The organism is Lactobacillus sp. M0390, assembly GCF_016102085.1.
Lineage (GTDB): Bacteria > Bacillota > Bacilli > Lactobacillales > Lactobacillaceae > Lactobacillus > Lactobacillus apis.
Map to the genome: position 1 here is coordinate 27,586 of NZ_JACFPH010000005.1, position 21,535 is coordinate 49,120.

Annotated in this window: 19 protein-coding genes and 1 tRNA gene; 3 read left to right on the forward strand and 17 right to left on the reverse strand. The window is 35.9% G+C overall.

Annotated features, from left to right (window positions below; all coding sequences use genetic code 11):
* From H3R25_RS08025 to H3R25_RS08080, 12 genes are all read right to left on the reverse strand, one after another.
* Complete coding sequence (locus tag H3R25_RS08025; protein ID WP_187158695.1) at nt 1-1,182, reverse strand: aminotransferase class I/II-fold pyridoxal phosphate-dependent enzyme; 1,182 nt, start codon at nt 1,180-1,182, stop codon at nt 1-3.
* Nucleotides 1,183-1,346: 164 nt separating this feature from the next.
* Nucleotides 1,347-1,418 (reverse strand) — tRNA-Gln (locus H3R25_RS08030).
* Nucleotides 1,419-1,536: 118 nt separating this feature from the next.
* Nucleotides 1,537-2,052, reverse strand: coding sequence for a GNAT family N-acetyltransferase (locus H3R25_RS08035; protein WP_198194926.1), 516 nt, complete (start codon nt 2,050-2,052; stop codon nt 1,537-1,539).
* Between the two features lie 101 nt (nt 2,053-2,153).
* Nucleotides 2,154-3,212: an SEC10/PgrA surface exclusion domain-containing protein gene (locus H3R25_RS08040; protein ID WP_198194928.1), complete on the reverse strand. Its 1,059-nt coding sequence runs from the start codon at nt 3,210-3,212 to the stop codon at nt 2,154-2,156.
* Nucleotides 3,213-3,358: 146 nt separating this feature from the next.
* A complete protein-coding gene (locus tag H3R25_RS08045) occupies nt 3,359-4,063 on the reverse strand; it encodes a GntR family transcriptional regulator (RefSeq protein WP_341464002.1) in 705 nt (234 codons plus the stop codon).
* Nucleotides 4,064-4,084: 21 nt separating this feature from the next.
* Complete coding sequence (locus H3R25_RS08050) at nt 4,085-5,062, reverse strand: SIS domain-containing protein (protein WP_198194932.1); 978 nt, start codon at nt 5,060-5,062, stop codon at nt 4,085-4,087.
* A 110-nt stretch (nt 5,063-5,172) separates the two neighbouring features.
* Entirely contained in the window at nt 5,173-6,150 is a 978-nt protein-coding gene (locus H3R25_RS08055; RefSeq protein ID WP_187158700.1) for an SIS domain-containing protein, read from the reverse strand.
* A 53-nt stretch (nt 6,151-6,203) separates the two neighbouring features.
* Nucleotides 6,204-7,040, reverse strand: a complete 837-nt coding sequence (locus H3R25_RS08060; RefSeq protein ID WP_198194934.1) for a PTS system mannose/fructose/sorbose family transporter subunit IID — start codon at nt 7,038-7,040, stop codon at nt 6,204-6,206.
* Between the two features lie 9 nt (nt 7,041-7,049).
* Nucleotides 7,050-7,838: a PTS sugar transporter subunit IIC gene (locus H3R25_RS08065; protein WP_046306101.1), complete on the reverse strand. Its 789-nt coding sequence runs from the start codon at nt 7,836-7,838 to the stop codon at nt 7,050-7,052.
* A 17-nt stretch (nt 7,839-7,855) separates the two neighbouring features.
* A complete protein-coding gene (locus tag H3R25_RS08070; protein WP_046306099.1) occupies nt 7,856-8,326 on the reverse strand; it encodes a PTS sugar transporter subunit IIB in 471 nt (156 codons plus the stop codon).
* Entirely contained in the window at nt 8,323-8,745 is a 423-nt protein-coding gene (locus H3R25_RS08075; RefSeq protein ID WP_046306097.1) for a PTS sugar transporter subunit IIA, read from the reverse strand. The genes H3R25_RS08070 and H3R25_RS08075 overlap by 4 nt, the downstream gene beginning before the upstream one ends.
* A 257-nt stretch (nt 8,746-9,002) precedes the next feature.
* Nucleotides 9,003-9,998 carry a sugar isomerase gene (locus H3R25_RS08080; RefSeq protein WP_187158702.1) on the reverse strand — a complete coding sequence of 332 codons (996 nt, stop codon included), beginning with the start codon at nt 9,996-9,998 and terminating at the stop codon, nt 9,003-9,005.
* Nucleotides 9,999-10,182: 184 nt separating this feature from the next.
* On the opposite strand from H3R25_RS08080, the gene H3R25_RS08085 reads away from it, so the two are divergent.
* Entirely contained in the window at nt 10,183-10,902 is a 720-nt protein-coding gene (locus tag H3R25_RS08085) for a GntR family transcriptional regulator (protein WP_198194936.1), read from the forward strand.
* A gap of 81 nt (nt 10,903-10,983) precedes the next feature.
* Here the strand turns inward: H3R25_RS08085 and H3R25_RS08090 are convergent, their stop codons facing one another.
* The 3 genes from H3R25_RS08090 to pfkB form a co-directional block, all read right to left on the reverse strand.
* Nucleotides 10,984-11,646: a hypothetical protein gene (locus tag H3R25_RS08090; protein ID WP_198194938.1), complete on the reverse strand. Its 663-nt coding sequence runs from the start codon at nt 11,644-11,646 to the stop codon at nt 10,984-10,986.
* Nucleotides 11,647-12,240: 594 nt separating this feature from the next.
* Nucleotides 12,241-14,142 (reverse strand): fructose-specific PTS transporter subunit EIIC, encoded by a 1,902-nt coding sequence (locus tag H3R25_RS08095; RefSeq protein WP_198194977.1) that lies wholly within the window; start codon nt 14,140-14,142, stop codon nt 12,241-12,243.
* Entirely contained in the window at nt 14,142-15,074 is a 933-nt protein-coding gene (gene pfkB / locus H3R25_RS08100) for a 1-phosphofructokinase (protein ID WP_187158705.1), read from the reverse strand. The genes H3R25_RS08095 and pfkB overlap by 1 nt, the downstream gene beginning before the upstream one ends.
* 118 nt (nt 15,075-15,192) lie before the next feature.
* Between pfkB and H3R25_RS08105 the strand changes: the two genes are divergently transcribed.
* Both H3R25_RS08105 and H3R25_RS08110 read left to right on the forward strand, forming a co-directional pair.
* On the forward strand, nt 15,193-15,954 hold the full coding sequence (locus tag H3R25_RS08105; protein ID WP_109715153.1) for a MurR/RpiR family transcriptional regulator: 762 nt from the start codon (nt 15,193-15,195) through the stop codon (nt 15,952-15,954).
* Nucleotides 15,955-16,212: 258 nt separating this feature from the next.
* The gene (locus H3R25_RS08110; RefSeq protein WP_198194940.1) at nt 16,213-17,373 is read left to right on the forward strand and encodes an SLAP domain-containing protein; all 1,161 of its coding nucleotides are present in this window, start codon (nt 16,213-16,215) and stop codon (nt 17,371-17,373) included.
* Nucleotides 17,374-17,622: 249 nt separating this feature from the next.
* On the opposite strand, the gene H3R25_RS08115 is transcribed toward H3R25_RS08110, so the two are convergent.
* On the reverse strand, nt 17,623-18,615 hold the full coding sequence (locus H3R25_RS08115; RefSeq protein ID WP_122034372.1) for a tagatose 1,6-diphosphate aldolase: 993 nt from the start codon (nt 18,613-18,615) through the stop codon (nt 17,623-17,625).
* A 175-nt stretch (nt 18,616-18,790) separates the two neighbouring features.
* Complete coding sequence (locus H3R25_RS08120; RefSeq protein WP_198194942.1) at nt 18,791-21,490, reverse strand: TIM-barrel domain-containing protein; 2,700 nt, start codon at nt 21,488-21,490, stop codon at nt 18,791-18,793.
* Between the last annotated feature and the right edge of the window lie 45 nt (nt 21,491-21,535).

The window sequence follows — 21,535 nt, forward strand, 5'->3', positions numbered from 1 at the left end:
TTACTTCTTATATTCTTCAACGTATTTTGCAATTCGTTTTAGGCCTTCCTCAATCTCTGCCATAGCAACTGCATATGAGAAACGGATATAGCCTTCACCACCTTTTGCAAAGCATGAACCACTTGTAACAGCGACATGAGCTTTATCAACCAAGTCATAAATAAATTTGTTATCGTCTTGCTCTAGTCCTTCCGGAATTTTAGCAAAGATGTAGAAGGCACCTTCAGGTTTTGCACATTCAAAGCCAATTTCAGTTAAACCTTTGTATAAAACGTCACGCCGTTTTTGGAATTCTTCTTTCATTGGCTTGGAATCATCCATCCCATTTTTAAATGCTTCTTCAGCCGCATCCTGCATTGGTGTTGGTTCTGTTGTTACGATTGTTTGGTGCACCTTAGCGATTTGTTCCAAAACGTCCTTTGGAGCACAAACAATTCCAATCCGGTATCCGGTCATTGCCCATGCCTTCGAGACACCATTCATTACAATGACTTGGTCATGCAATGATTTCTCCATTGAAGCGTGCGGACCGTCATAGCAAAGTTCACTGTAAATTTCATCACACAAGGCAAAGATTGGTTTATCACGAATCACATCAGCTAATGCATCAAGCTCTTCTTGTGCATAAGTTACCCCTGTTGGATTAGTAGGATAGTTCATTACCAGCATCCGAACACGGTCACCATACTGATCAAGCACAGCCTGCAATTTTTCTGGTGTTAACTTGAAGCCATCGTCCGAAGTATCAACTTTAACAATTTCTACTCCTTCATTAATGATATTAGCATCAGACATATAAAGTGGGAAAACAGGAGTAGGCACAACCATCACGTCGCCTTGGTTAAGACACGCTAAAACTGTGTCAAAAATTGATTCAGAAACACCAGTAGTAACCAAAACTTCAGTTTCTGGATCATACTTTTGACCATATTTTTCAGCCAAAAAGTTAGCTGCAGCTTTGCGCAAACCAATTGTTCCATTTGATGGAGCGTAGTGTGAGTGATTATCAGTAACACTCTTGATAGCTGCTTGCTTGATGTGCTCTGGTGTGTCAAAATCAGGCTCACCTAAAGTGAACTTGATAACATCAGGAATCTTACTTGCGTAATCGGAAAACTTCAAAATTGGATTTGAAGGAAGATCTGCTAGACCTTTTTTAGTGTAATTAATTAAGTTAACCATATGTTTCACCCTAACTTCTGTTTTCTTGCTTTTTTTAAATTATACAGTTAACAAAATTATTTTTCTACCATATTTATTTAATTTGTTATTAATTTTTATAATAAAAAAGACAATTCATAATTAAATGAACTGCCTTTATTTGGGTTGGGTGTTCGTAAGAACAATTGGGTTAGCTGGATTCGAACCAGCGCATACTAGTACCAAAAACTAGTGCCTTACCACTTGGCTATAACCCATTCCTTTGAGCTTTTACTTGTTCGCTCAACATTTAATAGTATAGAAAAATGTTGTTCGTAAGTCAAGAGGGAAAATTATTTTTTTATATCCGTAATTACCTTATTAACTTAGCCAAAACTACAAGTTTAATTCATAAGCATTTCTAGCACCGTTTTCAGTTTGATCAATATAAATAATTCCACGTTCTTCAAAGCCGGTAGCTTTAATTAGACCTTGCATTCTCTTATTAACAGCATGTGTATCGATTCTAAAATTATGTATTCCAAGCATCATTCCACGAGAAATTAAGTTGGACATAAAAATTTTGCCTAGATGCTGTCCACGGAACTGAGTCGAAATCGCAATGCGGTGAATTGTCGCATATTGATCAACATCATTGTTCCATTCACCTTCAATTTGCTTATACGTCGGTTCAGGGGTCGTCATTAAAACAGCAATTCCTGCAATATCGTGATCAACCATTAAACAATATGCACGTTCTTTTTCAATATCATCAGATAATATTGCTTCATTAGGCTTTCCTTCTTGCCACTGAGGAGTACCATCGTTTTTCATTAATTGCTTTGCTTCGTCAATTATCTTCATTATTTCTGGTAAGTCGCTTTTTTGCGCTAATTTAATATAAGTTGGCATTTTCTAACCCTCACTTTATTCAAGATAATTAATTTTAGCATTTTTTATTATTTGCTAACAAAAAAGATAGTCAAATTTCGACTATCTTCTTTACAAATTCATTATGGCTTAAAGCCAGTATTATACGTATTATTTTTTACAATATAAGTTGGAACACTGATAAAGTGCATTGAGCAAATATCATTATTATGGGAAAGGCTAAAACCATAATAGTTATAATCACCATCATGTAGAGAGCCCTGAGTATTAAATAGGTCGCCTGCATGTTCCCATTCTTGATAGTTGCTGCGATCATTTCGACCCTCTTCACCACTACCTGTATAGCCAAAAATCATTTGTTTCAAACCAAAATAAACGCTTTTCTTTAATTCTGTCATTGACATTATTCTATTAGGATTATAAAAACCTGCCATGTCTTCGACATAATTATCATCAAGATTTAGTCCATTGGACTTACATGCTTTAACTATCCCAGTAACGTAATGACTATCCTTGATTGTTTTATTATTTTCAGTATATTGGATTGCTATGTCACGCGCTAGTTTTCGTGCACCAACGCTGTCTTGCCACAATTCAAGACCTAGTTGGCTTCTAGCCTGATTAATTAAGCGGAGTGAAAAAGTGGTTAAAGTATCAATTTGTTCTGGTGTTGGTTTAGCCAAGTCTACCATATTATGGTTATCTTCTTCATTTTCAGCTGCACTAATGCGACTAAAGCTATTAGTCTTCATCCCTTTAATGGAAGCATTAATAAAAGCTTGACTAGGATTGCCTTGATAGGCTTGTAACAGCTCTAGCTTGGTATATCCCGCTGGCATTTGTAGCTGTGCTTGAACATATTTTTCAGGACTCGGCTGTTTTATCACAGTTGCATCTTTAGCTAAAATCCAATGGGAATTACTACCAATCTTGTATGCTACACGCTTTTGTTTACCAATTTTCTTTTTCGAACTATATGGATAACGATACTTTGGACTTGCATAAAAATTAGAGTGCTTGCCTTTAATCGTGTATAAGCGCACTTTTTTATTGCTTCTAGTTTTAACATAGCCTTTAACAGTAGCTGCTGCCACCTGATTTGACTCAGTCAATCCAAGTACTGGGACAGTTACCCAAAAAATAAGGTTAATCGCGACAAGGGCAAGTTTACTTTTCTTCATTTATCTTCCTCAAGAGTATTCTTTACCTAACGGCTCTTTATGGTTTATTTTTAATTCTAAAACTAATTATACGTTATTACCACTTTATTTCCTTCATCAACTTTTTTGCGTTTTTTACAATTACCAATCAAAAAGCTTACCTTTTACTACACATGGAATTCATATCGATCAGAAATAACGTATTGTTGACCAGCATGAACCACCTGATGATTCTCGTCTTCAACACAAACCTGCAAAAGTAGTAAGGGGAACCCAATCGATTTTTTCAAAAGCTTTGCTTCACTCAAGCTTGCCAATGCAACACTGATAATCATGTCACGTGAATTCAATTTATCGATTTGATATTTTTCACGCAATATTTGATACAAAGACTTATGTAAATCTTCGTCCTTCAACTTTTTAAAACGAGGTAAGGGAAAATAATTACATTCAAGCATAATTGGTTCTTCATTGACCGAATGTACCCGTTCGATAAACAGTGCTCTACGACTTTCAAGAACATCCTTTAATTCAGTAGGTGTTTCTACTTCCTTGACTTTAACTACTTCGACACTAGCTTTAAAGCCCTCTTTTTCAGCTATTTCTGAAAAACTCTCTACGGCCGAAGAACTAACGATGCGTTTAACTTTCTGTGGCTGTCGGACAAAAGTTCCAACCCCTTGAATCTTTTCCACCAACCCATCATCAGCTAAGCCTTTAATTGCTTTTCTTAAAGTAACACGGCTAACATCAAATTGCTCACTTAAATCAAACTCATTTGGCAATTTACTATTAACTGGATATTCCCCACTAATAATTTTCTGTCTTATCTTCTCCATCACTTGAGAGTATAAAGAACCCGTTTCCTTCACTTAAAGTCACCACTACCTATATTAATATTCCACCTTGCCCATGTATCTTCTTATGTCTAATGAATGATCATGGACAACAGCCAATTTAGCTCTATATTCACATAGAACAGTATAAAACAAAATTGGACTAAAGTACTCTGAAACTTTATCGTCAATTAAATCCAAACCAAGTTCTTTAGCGTCAACAACTTCTACTTTTTGTGCATACTTTGCTAAAAATCGTTCGGCACGTTCATCTAATACACGCGTTCTACCTAAACTTTTTAATAAAATATAAGGAAGATTCTTATCAGTAACTTCGAAAGGGCCATGGAAATATTCACCAGAATGAATGGCAGAAGAGTTTAACCATTGCATTTCCATTAACGAACAGATAGAGAATCCATATGCATGTCCGAAAGACGGTCCACTTCCCAAAACATAAAACATTGTCTCATTTTGATAAACTTGTGCAAACTTCTTTGTTCTCGGTTGTACTTGTCTGATTGCTCTTGAAATCACAGTATCAATCTTTTTAAAACCATCGTCAAAATCTGCAGCACATTGATAGTCTTCAAAGTTTTGTAGCAGTTTTACTGTTGCATCTAGTGTAATTGCCATCGGGTTGTTGACGACTTCTTCCTCATTACCCCATTCATAAATAATTTTAGCATTCGAATATTTCAGTAAATTAGCATTTTTATTAAAAGTCAAACCAATTGTAAATGCACCTTTTTCTTGAGAAATTTTGGCTGCTTCTATCGTTTCAGCTGTATCACCACTGTGTGAGCAAATAAATACAATCGAATCTTTACCTAACTTTGCCGGTGGAACATTTACAAATTCACTTGCATTATACCAACCAGTAGTTATTGTTTTAGCTTCTGCTTCTAAAAAATACTTCGAAACATAAAAATCAACCAGCGAACCACCACATGCAGTAAAGTAAATACTGGTTATTTTTCCTTGATGATGATTTGCTGCCAGCTTAACAGCTTCATTTACCGTATTACTATCCATCTTAAAAATTCCTCTCATTTTATTAACTGTAGGATAAGTATTAAACCCTTAGAAAAGAAAAAAGGATTCTATTTTTAAAATAGGATCCTTTTCGATAATTATTGTTTTAATTAATAAGTAAGTTTCCACATGTAGCGACGCTTAGTTAATGGGTGCTTTCTTGCCTTAGCTAATTCTTCAGCAAAGACACGCATTACACCTGTATGAATCATTGGGTTAAAGTAATCAATGACATTTTCACTAGCAATTTCGTTTAAGCCGTAGTCTTTAGCGTCAATATTTGTGATTTGTGCATCAAATCTTTGTAAGAAGGTTAATGCTCTAGCATCTAAATGACGTGTCTTACCATCATTCATAAATAACAAGTATGGCGCATCTTTCTCTGTCAGTTCAAATGGACCGTGGAAGTATTCACCAGAGTGAACAGTTGGAGCCGCAATCCATTGCATTTCCATGAAGAGGAATGAAGCAGTTGAATATGCAACACCAAGTGAAGCACCACTACTCAATACATAAATTGTCTTCTCATCTTTGTATTTTTCACCAAATTCTTTAGCAGCTGGACCAACTGATTTAACTGCATTTTGAATCAAGTCTGGCATGCCATCAAAGGCAGCTAAGGCTTCATCGTAAAATTCATAGCCTTCAAATTCTTTAACAATTTCAATTGCTAAAGCCAAGCAATATGTCATCTTTTCAGTCTTAGCAGCATAGTTTTCTTGGAAACCGTGAACAACTTTGTATTCAGTTTCTTTAATGATTGGTGAATCTTCAGCCATTGACAAAGTTACAACATGGGCACCAAGTTCTCTAGCCTTCTTAGTTGCAGCAACTGATTCTGGTGTGCTACCACCTAAAGAAGCTGTGATAACGATAGTGTGATCACCTACTCCTTTTGGTGTGTCGTAATTAAATTCATTAGCAGTTTGAATTGATGACAATAACTTAGTACTCTCATGAGCAATGAAGTAATAGCCAGGATACAAATCTGCCATTGAGGCACCACAACCAACGAACATTACACGGTCAATTTCTGGTTGCTTTGACTTAATGTCTTCAACAATTGCTTTAACTTTTCCAAAATCCATAATAAATTTTTTCTCCTAAAATATATTCTCTAAAATTACTAATTACCAATAAATTAACTAAATATCCCCAATACACTAAGTAGGATACCGCCCACAATACAGATGACCATAATCCAAGCAGTATTTACTTTCTTTTTGATCAGGTAAAACATCCCAAATGTAAAGGCTAATGGAAGCATTTGCGGGAAGATTGAATCCAATGTAGTCTGTAAAACAAAACTCTTGCCAAACTTAATTGGGGTTGTAATTCCAATCATTGTCGCAATCATTGCCCCAATAACCATTAATCCAATCACATTCATTAATGACATGATTCGGTTGATTGTACCGTTGCTGATCAATTTCTGAATGTTCTTCTTACCTTGTAGGTAACCCCACTTACCACCCCAGTAAGTAACTATTGCTGAAGGGATAATGGAGATAATCATTGCCAAAATTGGGCCAAACAGGTTACCCTGTTGTGCCATATTGATTCCCAAACCAAAAGCAATAATTTTAATTGTTCCTTGGAAGAAAGAATCACCAATTCCTGATAACGGCCCCATTAATGAAGTCTTAACACTGTTAATTGATTCAGGATCAAAAGTATCTGGGTTAGCTGCATACTCTTCTTCCATCGCCGACGATAATCCCAAAACAAATGAGGTTAACTGTGGTGTACAGTTGAAGAAGGCCATGTGACGGTGGTATGCATCCTTTTTCTTCTGCAATTTTTCTGGAGTGTCAGGATTTTCACCATAAATCTCATCAATTGTTGGTGCCATGCCGTACATAAAACCCATGTTCATTTGACTTTCATAGTTCCATGAAGTCTGAATTGCCCATGCTCTCCAAAAGAATTGCGAGAACTTATGACGTAGTTGTTTATCTGTATGTTTTTGTTCAGCCATTTTTGTCTCCTATAATTCTTCTAAGTCATCTAAACTGTCACTGGATGATGGTTGAGAGTTATTATTGTCATTTCCAGACATAAACTTGTTTAGGATAACAACTAAAATAACTGCAAAAATTGCAACACTGATTACTGACATCTTGCCGTATGCAGCAATGAAGAAACCAAGAAATAGGTAAACTGCATTTTTCTTATCAATCATCGTTGACATTAATAGTGCAAATCCATATGCTGGCAAAATCTTACTTGCTAGGGTCAAACCATTTGTCAACCAAGCTGGAATCAATTTAACGAAGCTCGAAACTGCATTTGTTCCTAAGAAAATAGCCAAGAAAATTGGTACAAAGTAGAGCAGAGCATAAATAATTGGACCGTATACAATGTGGTAGCTACGAGCTTTCTTGAATTTACCAGCATCGATTGCTTTATTTGCTAACTGGTTAAAGGAAGAAAACAGCATTCTAACGACAATACCAATCATTTGACCTAATACGGCAACTGGTAAAGCAACTGTTAACGCTGCTTGAGCACTCGTGTTGGACAAAATAGCGAAAGCCGAAGCAACAACTGAGCCTAACACCATATCTGGTGGTGTAGCTGCACCTACAGCAACGATTCCCATTGAAACCAATTGCAAGGTTGCACCAACCATTAATCCTTTCGCTGGGTCACCTAAGGCTAGCCCTACTAAAGTACTAACGATCAGTGGCTGTTCAAAGTTTTCACGTCCTAATAATCTGGAGTCGAACATGGCAAATACACCAATTAGTCCGACAATTAACGCTTTCCAAAACATTTTTAATACCTTTCTTTCTAAATAAGATTATTTAGAAGTTCCTTATTAGACGAAGGGACCTGTTGCATTGAAATTTTGATACCCTGGTCGCACATTTTCTTAGTTAATTCAACTTCCTCAGGCAACAAGTAAATTGCATTGCTAAATCTTTTAGCTCCATCTTTTGAAGGAATCAAGCCATAGTTAATTTCTTCAACTGGACCATAAGCATCAATAAATTTACTCAGTTCTGTTACATTTTCAAAAAGCAACATAATGTTATCGTCGAGCGCTTTAATTCGATCAATTTTTTCAATTGCTGCGTCAACACTAAACACGTTCAATTTAATATCCTCAGGTTTAGCCAATTTCAATGACATTTTCTTAAAATCATCGTTTGCGGTTGCAGTATCAATGACAATAACTCGCTCAATATTGGCAAACTTTGTCCAAGAAAATACAACTTGACCGTGTAGTAATCTGTGATCAACTCTTATTACTTTAATCATAATAAATCTCCTTCATCATCTTCTTCAGTCATTAACTTATTAACAGACAAAACTCCTTTCTTTCCTTCATCAATCGCTTCTGAAACCTTTTCATCTGAAATTCCAGAATTGACTGTCGTAACTAATGTAATAATCAGAGGTAAATTCATTCCAGTTAGAATTGTTAAGTTCGGATGATCCTTCAGTAATTGTGTGGCCTCATTATTAACTGATCCCCCTAAAACATCCGTTACGACAATCACATCATCGTTCTTGCTTGAAGCAAGTGACTTTTTAAGATCATTGATAAAACTGTCATCACTGGTCCCATTTTCATAAGCTTCATATGCTTCAAGGTTTTCTTGTTGACCGGCAATCATTTCAACTGTGTCTTTCATACCTTTTGCCAATTTTCCATGGCTAACTAAAATTATTTTCACTTTCTTTCACCCCTAATCATGGACAATGTTATACAGCTCCCCATAAATATAAGATGTATTAACACGTACACATGTATAATATTATATCGCCCAATTTCTGTAAAGGCTTTATTTGAAAATAATTAAATTATTTTTGTATTATTTTCAGTTTAAAGCGTTATCATTTGTTTTATATGATAATTTTAATTTTGAGTTATTATCTTTGTGCACATAGTTTTAGTAAGATTTAGTGTCAACCAGTATTTTGAACAAGTTAATTATTTGTATTCTTCTTTCCACATATATCTGCGTGTCTCATAGCTTTCATGAGTTGTATACGATAATTCACGCATATATACGTTATTAAGAATTGACGAGAAAATTGAGTGGTTAAAATACGGTGATACTTCTGGCTTAAGATCATCTAAACCTATTTCTTTGCCGTCCAAAACATATAGCTTCTTCCCACCGAATCTTTGCTCAAACCTCAGAGCTCTTTCATCTTCAGGTCTGGTTTTTCCAGTAGCCAATAATTGAAAAATCGATCTATTTTTGTCGGTAACTTCAAACGGACCGTTAAAGTACTCATAGCTGTGTACAGTTGGTGAATCTAATTGCAGCATCTCTTCTAAATTACAAATTGAGAAAACATAAGCCGCACCAAGTGCTGGTCCACTCGCAATTACATATATTGTTTTCTGATTTTTATTTAGTTCGGCCCATTCTTTAGCCAGTGGCGTAGTATATTCAACGGCCTTACGATAAATTGGATCAAGCAAATCAAATGAATTCATTGCCAGATCATAGTTTTCATAGCCTTCTACTTCATTAAGCACGTTCATTGCTATGCAAAGACCAATACTACCGTTTACTCGGTCTAGTCTACTTTCATCCAGAGCCAAACTCTCATATTTAATTTTGAAATCTGTTACTTCTACAAGTTCTGATTCATCAACATACAGAGCAATTGTTGTCGCGCCGGAATCTCGTGCAACTTTCGCGGCTTCAATTGTTTCAATTGTTCCTCTCATAGAGCAAAGTACTACCAGAGTATTTTTATCAATATTCTTTGGAGCAGCATAAATGAATTCTCCGCTCGTGCACATTGTTGAATACAATTGACTGGATTCTTGTTGCATGAAATAGTGTGCACCATAAAAACCACCAAATGAGCCACCTGCTCCAATCCAGACTACTTGTTTCACCCCACCTTGCTTTTCTAGTCTGTCAACTGCTCGCTTGACTATTTGCGAAACTTCTTCTTGTACTTTCATGTATTTTCTCCTTTAAAAAATGATACATGTATCTAACTTACTTCATAATAAAGCGCTTTATTTAAAAAGTAAAGCTAATATTTTGATACAGGTATCAAAAAATGAAGGCATAAAGTTGGAAAGATGTTTATTTTAAAGGGTTTTTGCTATAATTAGAGAAAGTTAAATTTAAGGACAGGTATTTATGTTAAAAAAAGCAGAGCATTTACCACTTTATGTTAGTTTGGCAAATATTATTAAAGAACGTATCAATAACCAGCAATATCAAGTTGGTAGTAGCATCCCTTCAGAAGCAGAACTACGTGAAGAATTTGCAGTTAGCCGTACTACAGTCCGTAAAGCGTTAAAATTGCTCACAGATCAAAACATTTTGATTAAATTACCTGGAAAAGGTACATACGTTTCTGACAACAGAAACGAGGTCAAAACAAAAAAGCATCAATTTTCTAGTCTAACTGATAGTGTTGAACGTGCTGGTAAAAACATGTCAACACGCCTAATTAGTGTAGAACTCACTCATGGCAACGATGAACAACGAGCTTTTTTCCATTTAGGGGATACAGAACAATTGATTGCAATCAATCGACTTCGTTATATTGATGATGTACCTTTTTGCCTTGAGTGGATTTGGTTGCCACCAAAATTTAATCAACTAAAAAGCGCTGACCTTAATTGTCCTTTATATCAGTTGTTGAAGGAACAATTTTCAACAATACCTAGTACTGGCAGAAAGACTTTTAAAATAGCATTTGCAACTAAGGAAGAATCAGTTCTACTAAATGTTGACCAGAACTCACCTTTAATGCTAATTAAAGACTTTGTTTATGACGAAAAGGGCCAACCCTTACACATCACCTCACAAATACTTCGTAGTGATAAGCTGACCTATGCAATTGACCATTAATTTCAAATACAAAAAAAGAGCTAGTAATTAAACTAGCTCTTCTTTTTTGTTAAATTGTTATTTATATTTTTAGCGGAATTATTAGTACCAGCCATTTGCTTGCCAGAATGCCTTAGCGGCTGCCCATGAACCATAACGTTGCGCAACATAATTATTAGCAACGCGCTCTTGGTTAGCGGCGGAGTAATCTCCATTAAGGTAGGAAGCTGATAGTTGATATTTGCCAATATATTGACCATTTTGTGCACTGTATGAGCCGCCGGATTCCCGACTTGCAATCCATGCCTTAGCTTCAGATTCTGAGCCAGCTGGACTTACATAATTTTGCGCATTTGCGCTGTAGTTTACACTTGTATCTTCCGCATTAGCTGAATTATCATCTGCAACTACTGCTTCTTGACTTGAAGCATTTTCTGGGTAGTAGCCTTTGTTAACGTACTTAGCTCTTACCCATTGATTCTTACCTAGGTCGTACCATTTATGACCATCTTTGTCATAAGCAGTTTTAATAACTTTCCAGGAAGAATTACTTGGCAAAATTTGTCCAGTAGCTTCAGGATGCTTGTAGCTGTTCCAAACGCGGATAGAATTGCCATCTACATAATTTACAGTTACAACTTCTGCATCATTTTCTACTGTTGCAGCTTGAACCGTGTCTGTATTGGTGCTGTTCATTAATGCTACACCAGAAATTGACATTGCTGCTACTGCTGCTGTTTTAGCCAAGATAGATTTTACCTTCAAAAAAATCTCTCCTTATAAAAAACCCAATCTTTTTTCTATCTCAAATTGAAAGCACAAAAGTGACTTTCGCTTTGATGTTCTATATCCTACAACCTAAAAATTGCAGAACCATAACAGAAGTATCACTCGCTTTTTAAGAAATAATTACCTAAATAAAAATACTTGTCACATTTGTAATAGAATTTTTTAAAATTAGTAAACGTGTGAAAACCACTTATAGTGCTAGATTTACTTATATTTGCTATTTACAAGAACTAACGTTTGTATTTAGCAATTAGGATTTTTTTAGGGCGCTTTTGAAACATGATTGAAAAATAACAATCGCTATTTTATCGGTGCTATCTCTGTTTTTTTCGCCATTATTAATTAAATTTAGCACTAAAAGTGCTATAGTTAAGATAAGTTTTTTGCAGAAAGGACAATAATCATGAGCAAATATACTGTTACATTAAGTGACGAAGATATCCAAATGATTAAAGATTGCCATTCAAAAAATCCTTCTATTATGAAGGCTCTCGATGAGGCAAAAAAGATTGCGGATTAATTAAATAAAGAAAAATCCTAACTTATTAAGAAGTTAGGATTTTTTATTTGCTAATTTTTAAACAGTGCCATAATTTCATCAGGTGATTTAGCATTCTTGAGCTGAGTAATAAATTCCTGATGGGTTAAAAGCTTAGCTGTGTTTGATAAGTACTGTAAATGGGCATTACTATCTACCTGTGGAATTAGGAAAGAAATAACTGTATCAATTTTTTGACCATCTAGTGATTGCCACTCAACTGGATTTTTGAGTTTGAGAACAATCATCGAGGACTTGGTAATTGCAGAAGACTGGGCATGAGGTATTGCAAAACCATCAGTCATTCCTGTTGAGCCCTCCTTTTCACGGTTAAGATAACTGTCATATACTTTTTCACTATCATTTGCTAAACCATTTCTTTCAGCAAAGTCAGCTAAATAGTGTAAAGCGTCATTACGACTTGCAACGTCTACATTAACTTGAATGTTTTTTAGTTCAAGAATTTCACTAGGATCAAATGATTCATCAGCACTTACTTCACCATTATTTGAGACACTAGCTGTGACATTCTCAGTTGCAAGTTGCTCTTTTTTGGCAAACCTACCAGCAATTAGTGCCAAAAGAGCTCCAGAAACAACTGAACCAATTAATATCCATAGAACCCATAGAAATGGTTTATTAACTAAAGGTAAAACAATAAAACCACCATGAGGTGCAGGAACCGTGATACGTGTAATATAAGTTAGAACCGAAGCGATTGCTGAACCAATCATGAATGCAGGTATATTCCAAAGCGGATGTTTAGCTGCAAATGGAATAGCACCTTCTGTAATGTGAGTTGAACCTAACAAAAAGTTAACATAACCCGCAGCTCTTTCACTATTTGAATATGCTTTAGGGTTAAATAGAACTGCAAAACCTGTTGCCAAAGGTGGTGCAATACAAGCAGCTGAAACACCAGCCATGAAATAATAATTTCCTTGTGCTAAAAGGACTGTTCCAGTAACATATGCTGCCTTGTTAATCGGGCCACCGAAGTCAGATGCACACATTACACCGATAATAATTCCCAATAATGCAGGATTAGTATTTTCAAATCCTCTAAGCCAGTTCATTAAACCAACGTTAATTACCTTAATTGGGGTATTCAACATAAACATAATTGAACCAGTGATTAAAACGCCAAGGACAGGAAGTAAAAAGATTGACTTTAAGCCTCTAAATTTATTGTCAGGCAATGGCTTGAATAATTTTTGTAATAGCGTAACAACGATTGCAGCCAAGTAACCTGCTACAATTGCTCCTAAAAATCCGCCACCTCCATTAAAGGTCACAAATCCAGCTGCTAGTCCCACTACGAAACCAGTTCTTTGTGTAAAGGCTTCAGCTATGTAAGCTCCCAAAACTGGTGCCATCAGGTTCATCGTGGTACCACCGACCGTATTTAGCATTGCAGCAATTTGATTATACTCACTACTTTTAGGGTTAGCAGAGTCAATTCCCCAGAAAAAGGAAATAGCTGTTAAGACACCGCCTGCAACCACGAACGGTAACATGTGAGAAACACCATTCATTAATGAAGTATAAATCTTATTGCCGAAATTCTGCGTTTGTGTCGCACTAGCTTCGTTTTCTCCTTTGGCCGTCTGCCCTTCTTTATAAATAGGCGCTGTTAGAGCCTTCTTCACTAATGCATCTGGATCTTTTACACCTCGTGCAACTGGGACCATAACTAGCCTTTTTCCAGCAAAACGATCTGTTCCAACATCTATATCAGAAGCAATTATGACTGCCTTGGCATCCTTGATTTCTTCTGGTGATAATTTGTTTTCAATACCGGTCTGACCGTGCGTTTCAATTTTAATTGTATATCCCAGCTTTTGAGCAGCTTTTTCTAAAGCTTCCTCAGCCATAAAAGTATGGGCAACACCGGTTGCACAACCAGTTGCTCCCACCAAGTCATATTTAGTCATCATTCAGTCTTCCCTTCTCTAATTGTAATTTGTGGCAATAACTCATCTAGTTCAAAATTGGTTAACCCCAATCTGCTAGCTGTATCACTACCTGCAGCAACTGCTGTTTTAAGAGCTTCTTTAGCTGATTTGCCCTTGGATAATAATCCAATAAATGTTCCAAGCATCGTATCACCTGCACAAGCTGAATTCACTAACTTGATTTTAGGTGCATTAGCATAAAGTACAGTGTTTTCATTAACTAACGCAGCCCCTTGTGCTCCTAGTGAAACCAGGACATTCTGACACCCCAGTCTAATTAATCTTTGTGCAAGCTCGATTATCTTTTCTTGTGTCATCTCACCGTGATAATTAAAAAAAGTGGCAAGTTCATCATCATTTGGTTTAAGCAAAAATGGATGAAACCTTAATGTATCCAAAACTGCCAGGTAGCTACAATCAATTACTAATTTGACTGCATTTTTTTCTGCAATTTGAGCAATCTTAACTAAAAAGTTAGGTTCAATTCCCCTAGAAAAACTTCCAGAAATTACAATCATGTCGTTTTTATGAACGCTAGAATCCAAGTAGTTCAAAAACTTTTCTTGGACAGCTTGACTAATTATGGGACCTGGATTAACCTCTTTATATTCAGTATTTTGATCAATTACATTAGTAAAAACATTAACCCTAGTTGGTTCATCAACTTTATAGAAGTTGGCCTTAATCCCACTATCTTCTAATCCCGATGTAACATAATCTAATGTGAAACCACCACCTATTCCTGTTGCAATACTGTCAATATTTAGTTTCTTTAAAATAAATGAAACGTTGACACCTTTACCATTAGGTTGCAATTCAAATCGCTCAGTTCGATTAACAACCTTAGGCTCTAATTTTTTGGTTACAATTACTAAATCAATTGCCGGATTTAAAGTTATTGTGTATATCAAAGTATTCTCTCCTTTACCACCTTTTGGATTATTATACAGGCTATAGAGTGTAACGATTTTCAATAATGATAGCGTTTACTTGAATAAGCAGAAAAACATTTACAAAAGGGGTAAAAGAATGTCATCAAGAGAATTAAGTTCTGCTGAACTACATTTGTGGAATATTGTAGAAAACAATCCTGATAAGATTGCGAAAATGTCGATTGTTAAGTTAAGCCAATTTGCTCATGTCTCTACAGCTACAATTGTCAGAACAATGCAAAAAATGGGATACAGTGGTTATACGTCCTATCGTGAATCATTAAAGCTCAAGAGTAACTCCTCCTCTTCTTTTAGTGTTCTCAATGACGCAGACGATAAAATCCGTAGTGTAATTACTAAGAACGAAATTGAAATGAACAACACACTCCATAATTTGAGCTATAGTACGCTTGAAGACAGTATTTCAATGACTAAACAAGCTAAATTAGTCTATATTTTTGCTCGCGGCTTATCAGAATCAATCGCAAATGAGATGATGGTAAAGCTTCAGCTTACCGGTAAGTACTGTGAGTTCCATTCGGATCCCAATATCATCAAAACAATTGCTAAAAAAATTAAACCTGACTCGTTAGTGATTTTTATTACCCTCAACGGTGAAACTGAAGAATTGGTTGCTGCAGCTAAAATTTTAAACAAAAACGATATTCCAATTTTAACTTTCTCGACGAATTCAAATGGCAGTATTAGTCACTATTCAACGCTTTCATTTATCGGCTACCAGTCAAAAACAAATTATTTCCCTGAATATGAGGTCAGATCACGCTTGCCACTACAGATCATGACGCGTATCTTTAGTGATGCATATTCTGTTCGAACTAATTTTTATAAAAGTAAGTAGCAATCACAACTATGCTTAAATATACCTAACTCATTTAACTTAATGGTCAGTTGTATCTTGTCAGAAAAACTAAGAATTCAAGCAAAAAGGCATTTTCCAAATATTAGTTTGGAGAATGCCTTTTATGTATTAGAATTTTAAGTCATAAAAAAGATAACCGTCTACAGACTAGTGACCGACTTTACCTTAATTTTGCCATAATGTATTATAAACACAGGATCTATCAAATTATAAAATACCATCTTAAAGAATTTAAAAATGAAAACTAAAAGAAAAAAGTATATAGCTATTCTTCTTGGCATTGCATTATTAGGAATTAGCTTTAATAGTAAACAAAGCCCAGCTCCTCTCACGCAAACAGCAAATGCTGCTACCACAATGGTGCAGCTCAAGCGCAACGCATATGTATATACTAAGCGCGGTGTACGAAAACACGGTAAAAGTTTGAAAAAAGGGCAAGTCTTCACTACGCACGGCACAATAAATATAAAAGGTAAAAAATACTACTGTTTGTCGAAGACACGGTATATTAAATCAGCTAATGCAGCTGCTACTTCAAACCAAGGAAAAGCAAACAACGGGTTTCAAATAACACTGACTAAGCCTGCTATGATTTTCAATAGCAAATTTGTATCGACAGGTAAACTTATTTCTGCTGGCACACAAAAAGTTGCATATGGCACTACTAAAATTAAAGGATATTTATTCTACAAACTTGGGAATAATCAGTATATTTTAGCTTCTACTGCTAAGAGTAGTGGCACTGCAACTAATACTGAAAAAGATAAGACCAGTGATTCCACTGACAAAATTGACACAGGGCTATCAGAGCGAAGAGATAAGCCGACACCAAAAGAAGTTAGAAGTTTACTTGCAAATAGCAATGATAAACTAGGATATGCAGTATATTTTAGTGACAGTCAACTAGCCCAAGTAAAAAACCATTTATGGGAGAAAATACAAGCCTATCGTGTAGAAAAAGGCTATCCCGCATATAAGTCTAATTTGGAATTAGATTCCTTTATCAAAAAAGTGACATCAAAATCAGCTAACATGATTATTTATGCGGACGATATTAATGGTGCAGACCTTGAAAAGCACTTGCCAAATTTGACGTCAAAAGGAGTAAACGCTATACGTGCAGTTGATAACTATAAGTATTACGGAAACTACTTAGGGGCTCCAGCCGTTTTTAATATAAAAGATCGAAATCCTGAGCATGTAGCAACTGAAATCTTTGAAAGTCTAAAAAATGATGATTACTACGACAGAACCATTTTAGGCAAAGACGATAAATTATCATACGGTTCTTTAGGATTAAACTATTACTGGGACGGAAATTCCTCTTGTGTTGGATTAGTGTTTATTGAAGTAACAGGTAGCAGCCAAGAATGGATAGATTACTATAACCAAAATTAATATGTAAAAAAGCAAAAGGCATTACTTAAAAACAGTGCCTTTTTATGTGTAAAAAAATCTGTTCTTTAAACAACAGCTGAGAGAGCTAGATCTACAGCTGCAGATCTATTGAAACTAATTTAACAAGTACGAATTAATAATTAGCAGATAGTACCGGTAAGATACAAACAAAAAACTATTGCTATATTTTTCAATACAGCAATAGTATAAAAAGTATATTCAGTTAATTAATTTCAAACATTAAAGCTATTATTCAACACTTAACTTTTCACGCCAAGATTTTGCACCTTTGAGAGCTGCGTTAAGATTTTCAATGTTTTCTTTACCTTTTGTCGATAGCCACTTTCGACCTGCTTCTTCACTTTCGCCAGCAAATGGTTCAATAGATGGTTTCCAAGTAGCACGTCCACATAAAACACCATTAAAGTCAGCGCCAGCTTCCTCAGCCATTTTAATTTCGGCAATAAATTCTTCACTGGTTACTCCAGCAGACAGGAAGATATATGGCAAGTCTGTTGCTTCAGACTGCTCTTTTAATAAGTCCTTTGCCTCTTGCTGAGTGTAAACAACATTGTTAGAGCCATTGAAGCCTTCAACATACTTAATATTAAAAGGTATTTCTACCTTCAATACAGTTACATCATATTGAGGTTTTGAAAATTCTTTCATTGTCTCAATAACTTTGTTAGCCTTAACTTTTGCAAATTCTTCACTTTTGGCATCTGCAATATTTGCATCGTAAGTTAAGACTTCTAAAAAGAATGGCAATTCATTTGCTCTTGCCTCTGCACCAACACGCTCAACAAAGGCTTGTTTTTTATCATTAATTTCCTGACCTTCATCTGGATCATAATAAACTAAAAACTTAATTGCGTCTCCGCCTTCATTTTTGATACGCAAACCAGATTGATTAGCAATAAGGTCAGGCATTCTACCAGGCTCTGTTGTGTCATATCCTGTTTTTTCATATGAAAGCAGTAAACCACAATTCTTATCTCTTACTTTCGTTGCTGGTAAACCATATTCTGGATCTGTCAAAATTGACGAAGCATATGGCGTTAATTCACTTGAAACTGCCTTTTTAAAATCAACAATTGTTGTTTCATCAGCTGGCTTGTTAGCAGCATCTGCCAACATTTGTTTAAGTGAACCACGTTGGTCAATTGCTAAAGCGCTAATTACCCCATCAGTTGTTGACAAATTTTCCATATGTTTGGCAACTGCCGCAGAAATTGTTCTCATTATATGTCTCCTTTTAGTATTTTCTTTAATCGCACACTGTTATTATATACCGATACAATGCCGTTTTAAAGAAGCGCTAACATATTTGTAAAGGTTTCCAACTATGTGGAGTTTTTTGAAAATATTTTCTGTTAAATGTCTGATTTACTGAAAATATTTCTTTTTAGTTCGAAAATTATTTCTCTTTTTCAACTTGTATTTTTGTCTTAAAGTTAACCTTTGGACTCCAAGCAGATACACCCTTTTCAGTTACAACACGTACCTGAAATTCATGTAGGGTGTCGGGTTTTAAACTATTCAAAGTGAACTGTGGCTTTTTGATATTAGTGTATAAAAGGTGATCAATTTTTAGTTGATAACTCTCACTACGAAGAACTGGTTCCCACAAAACACTAATAGCAGTGTCAGTTGTTTTGGTCTCATCTTGCTTAAGTTCCACTGGAATAGCCACAGTATCATTTACTGCTGGAATCTTATTAACGGCAACAGGAGTGGCATCAACCCCAGTAATATTTACTGTTAAATCAGTTTGAACAACATCAGTCTGACTAATTTTCATTCTTAAAAAGGATTGTTCAAGCTTTGGATCGAATTCTTTCAAATATGGATTAGTTAAATAGTGTTGGTCAAAATAAAAACAATTAGCTTGCTTTTCAAATTTTTCTATACTATTTACCTCAGTTAGCTTAATCTCATCATTTCCAGCCTTCACTTCAATAGCTACAGGAGCTTTCTTAGTTCTAATATCTAGTTCAGTTACTTTTTCAGGATCAAATCCATCGTACCCACCCTGAGTTCTTTCAAGCTTGATTGTCAAATTATTATCGGCCAACTGACTTGCTATTCTTGTTTGGGCATACTCACCCTTTTGATATTTAGCCGAAATACCGTCATCTTCATAAAGAGTGAAATTGGTGTCACCAGCAGGATAAAACACTATTTGTCGTTGTTTCTTTAGTTTCAGATAGTCGCGCGGTGTATTCGTTGCAGGTGCCATCGGAATAATTGCCCCAGCTTTAACAAAGACAGGCAATTTCCACAAAGGCGCATCAAAGTTATTGATAACTTGTCCGCCTTGATATTCTTGACCTGTATAATAGTCAATCCAAATTTGCTCAGTATCAGGTAAGTAGATTTCATTACGTACGTCATTACCATCTTTATCACTTGCCGTATCCTGATAAATTGGTGCTACCAAGAAATTAGGTCCCCAGAGATATTGATACCTAACTAAATTAGTGTAGTATTCCGGAACTTCTGGATATTCCAAAAACATTGCACGAATCATTGGCTTACTCTCAAAGGAAGCTTGAGCCGCAATACTATAGCTATAAGGAAGCATCATTGATTTTTGTTTCAGGTACGCCCGATTAAGCTTAGTTGTGATACCGCCAAAAACAAAAGGATTCTTGGGATTTTTGCCCCAACCATCCATGTTAAGTTCAATTGGTGTATATGTTTTCCATTGATAGTCTCTAGTGTTAATAATTGGATGTTCACCGCCAAAGATGCCATCCATATCAGAAGCAACGTTTGGCTGACCAGAAAGCCCTTCGCCGATATATGTCGGAATTTGGAAGCGAATATATTCCCATTCTCCACCAACTTCATCCCCAGTCCAAACAGCACCTGTGTTCTGGGTACCCACCCAGCCATCAAGCGTGAGAATAAATGGACGGAGCTGATCTCCTTTTATTTTTTCAACCATCTTAGCTGTGCTTTGAGTAGCGTTTAAACCAAATGAATAACCATTACCAACCCAAGCTTCATCAGTTTTCAATGCAGTTACACCAGCAACAAGCTCTTTTTCAAAGTCACGATCATCTGGTTTCGGATGTTCAGGATCAACTGGAGATAAGTTTTGTTGCGTCCATAATCCTACTTGAACTCCTTTAGCGTTGGCAAACTTAATAAATTCTGCCAGATTGGCCAAGTTTCCTTCTAATGTATCTGTTTGACCGTAACCAGCCCCATAACCATCATTTGGTAAAAACCAGCCTAGCGGCATATCATGTTCAAGATATTGTTCTAGCATTGCTCGTGCACTGAATTGATAAGTTACACCGCCATGCTCCCCATTCAAAGTCTCTCTAATTGACTGCTGCTTTAGTTCTGCTGGCAAGTCCTTAGGCAAATACTCACGATAGTATTTGCCATCTGGATATTTAATTGCACCTTTTTCATCTGGCTTCACTTCAACCCAATAGTCACGGTTATATGCGTTCAAGTGAGCTTCATAAAAACCAAAGATTGGCATTAAAATCGGCTGACCAGTTAATTGATGATACTCATGAAGTAATTCATATGCAGTGTCCGCAAGGAAGTAAACTGCATCAAAACGCTCTTCTTCATGATTGATAGTTATTTTCTGACTATCAATATTAGAAAAATCATAGTGGCCTGGCTTATAGGTGTTACGAATGACGCCATAACCTGCATTGGACCAATAAAATGGACTTGGAGAAGCTACACCTTGATCAACCCAGTTACCAGTATTGACGATTTCGATCTTTTCACCCGTTAGATTAAATCGTCCATTTTGTGTACCACCACCAAAATAGCTTGCACTATGATTAACCAAAGTCTGTGTTGTTTTTACATTAGTCAGTTCAAGTGGCTCTGCTTCTTCTAGGATAGTTTGACCATTTTTGTTTACAGACATTACTGCCGGTGCTTGCTTGAAGCAAATCTCAATTACTCCAGTTGAAATTTGCCAGCCGTTTGCAGTTTCTTTTAAACTAGCTTCATTCATCCCTGCATAACCGTAAACATCTTTAACAAAGATTTGTGCGTGTAGCCCTTCTTCAGACTGTTCCGGCTCTTGAAATTTTTTCAATGGATCAACATAGTAGCGGAACGTAGTTGCATCAATCAAATATAGGCGTCCTACTAAGCCACCTACATATTTAATTTCAAAATA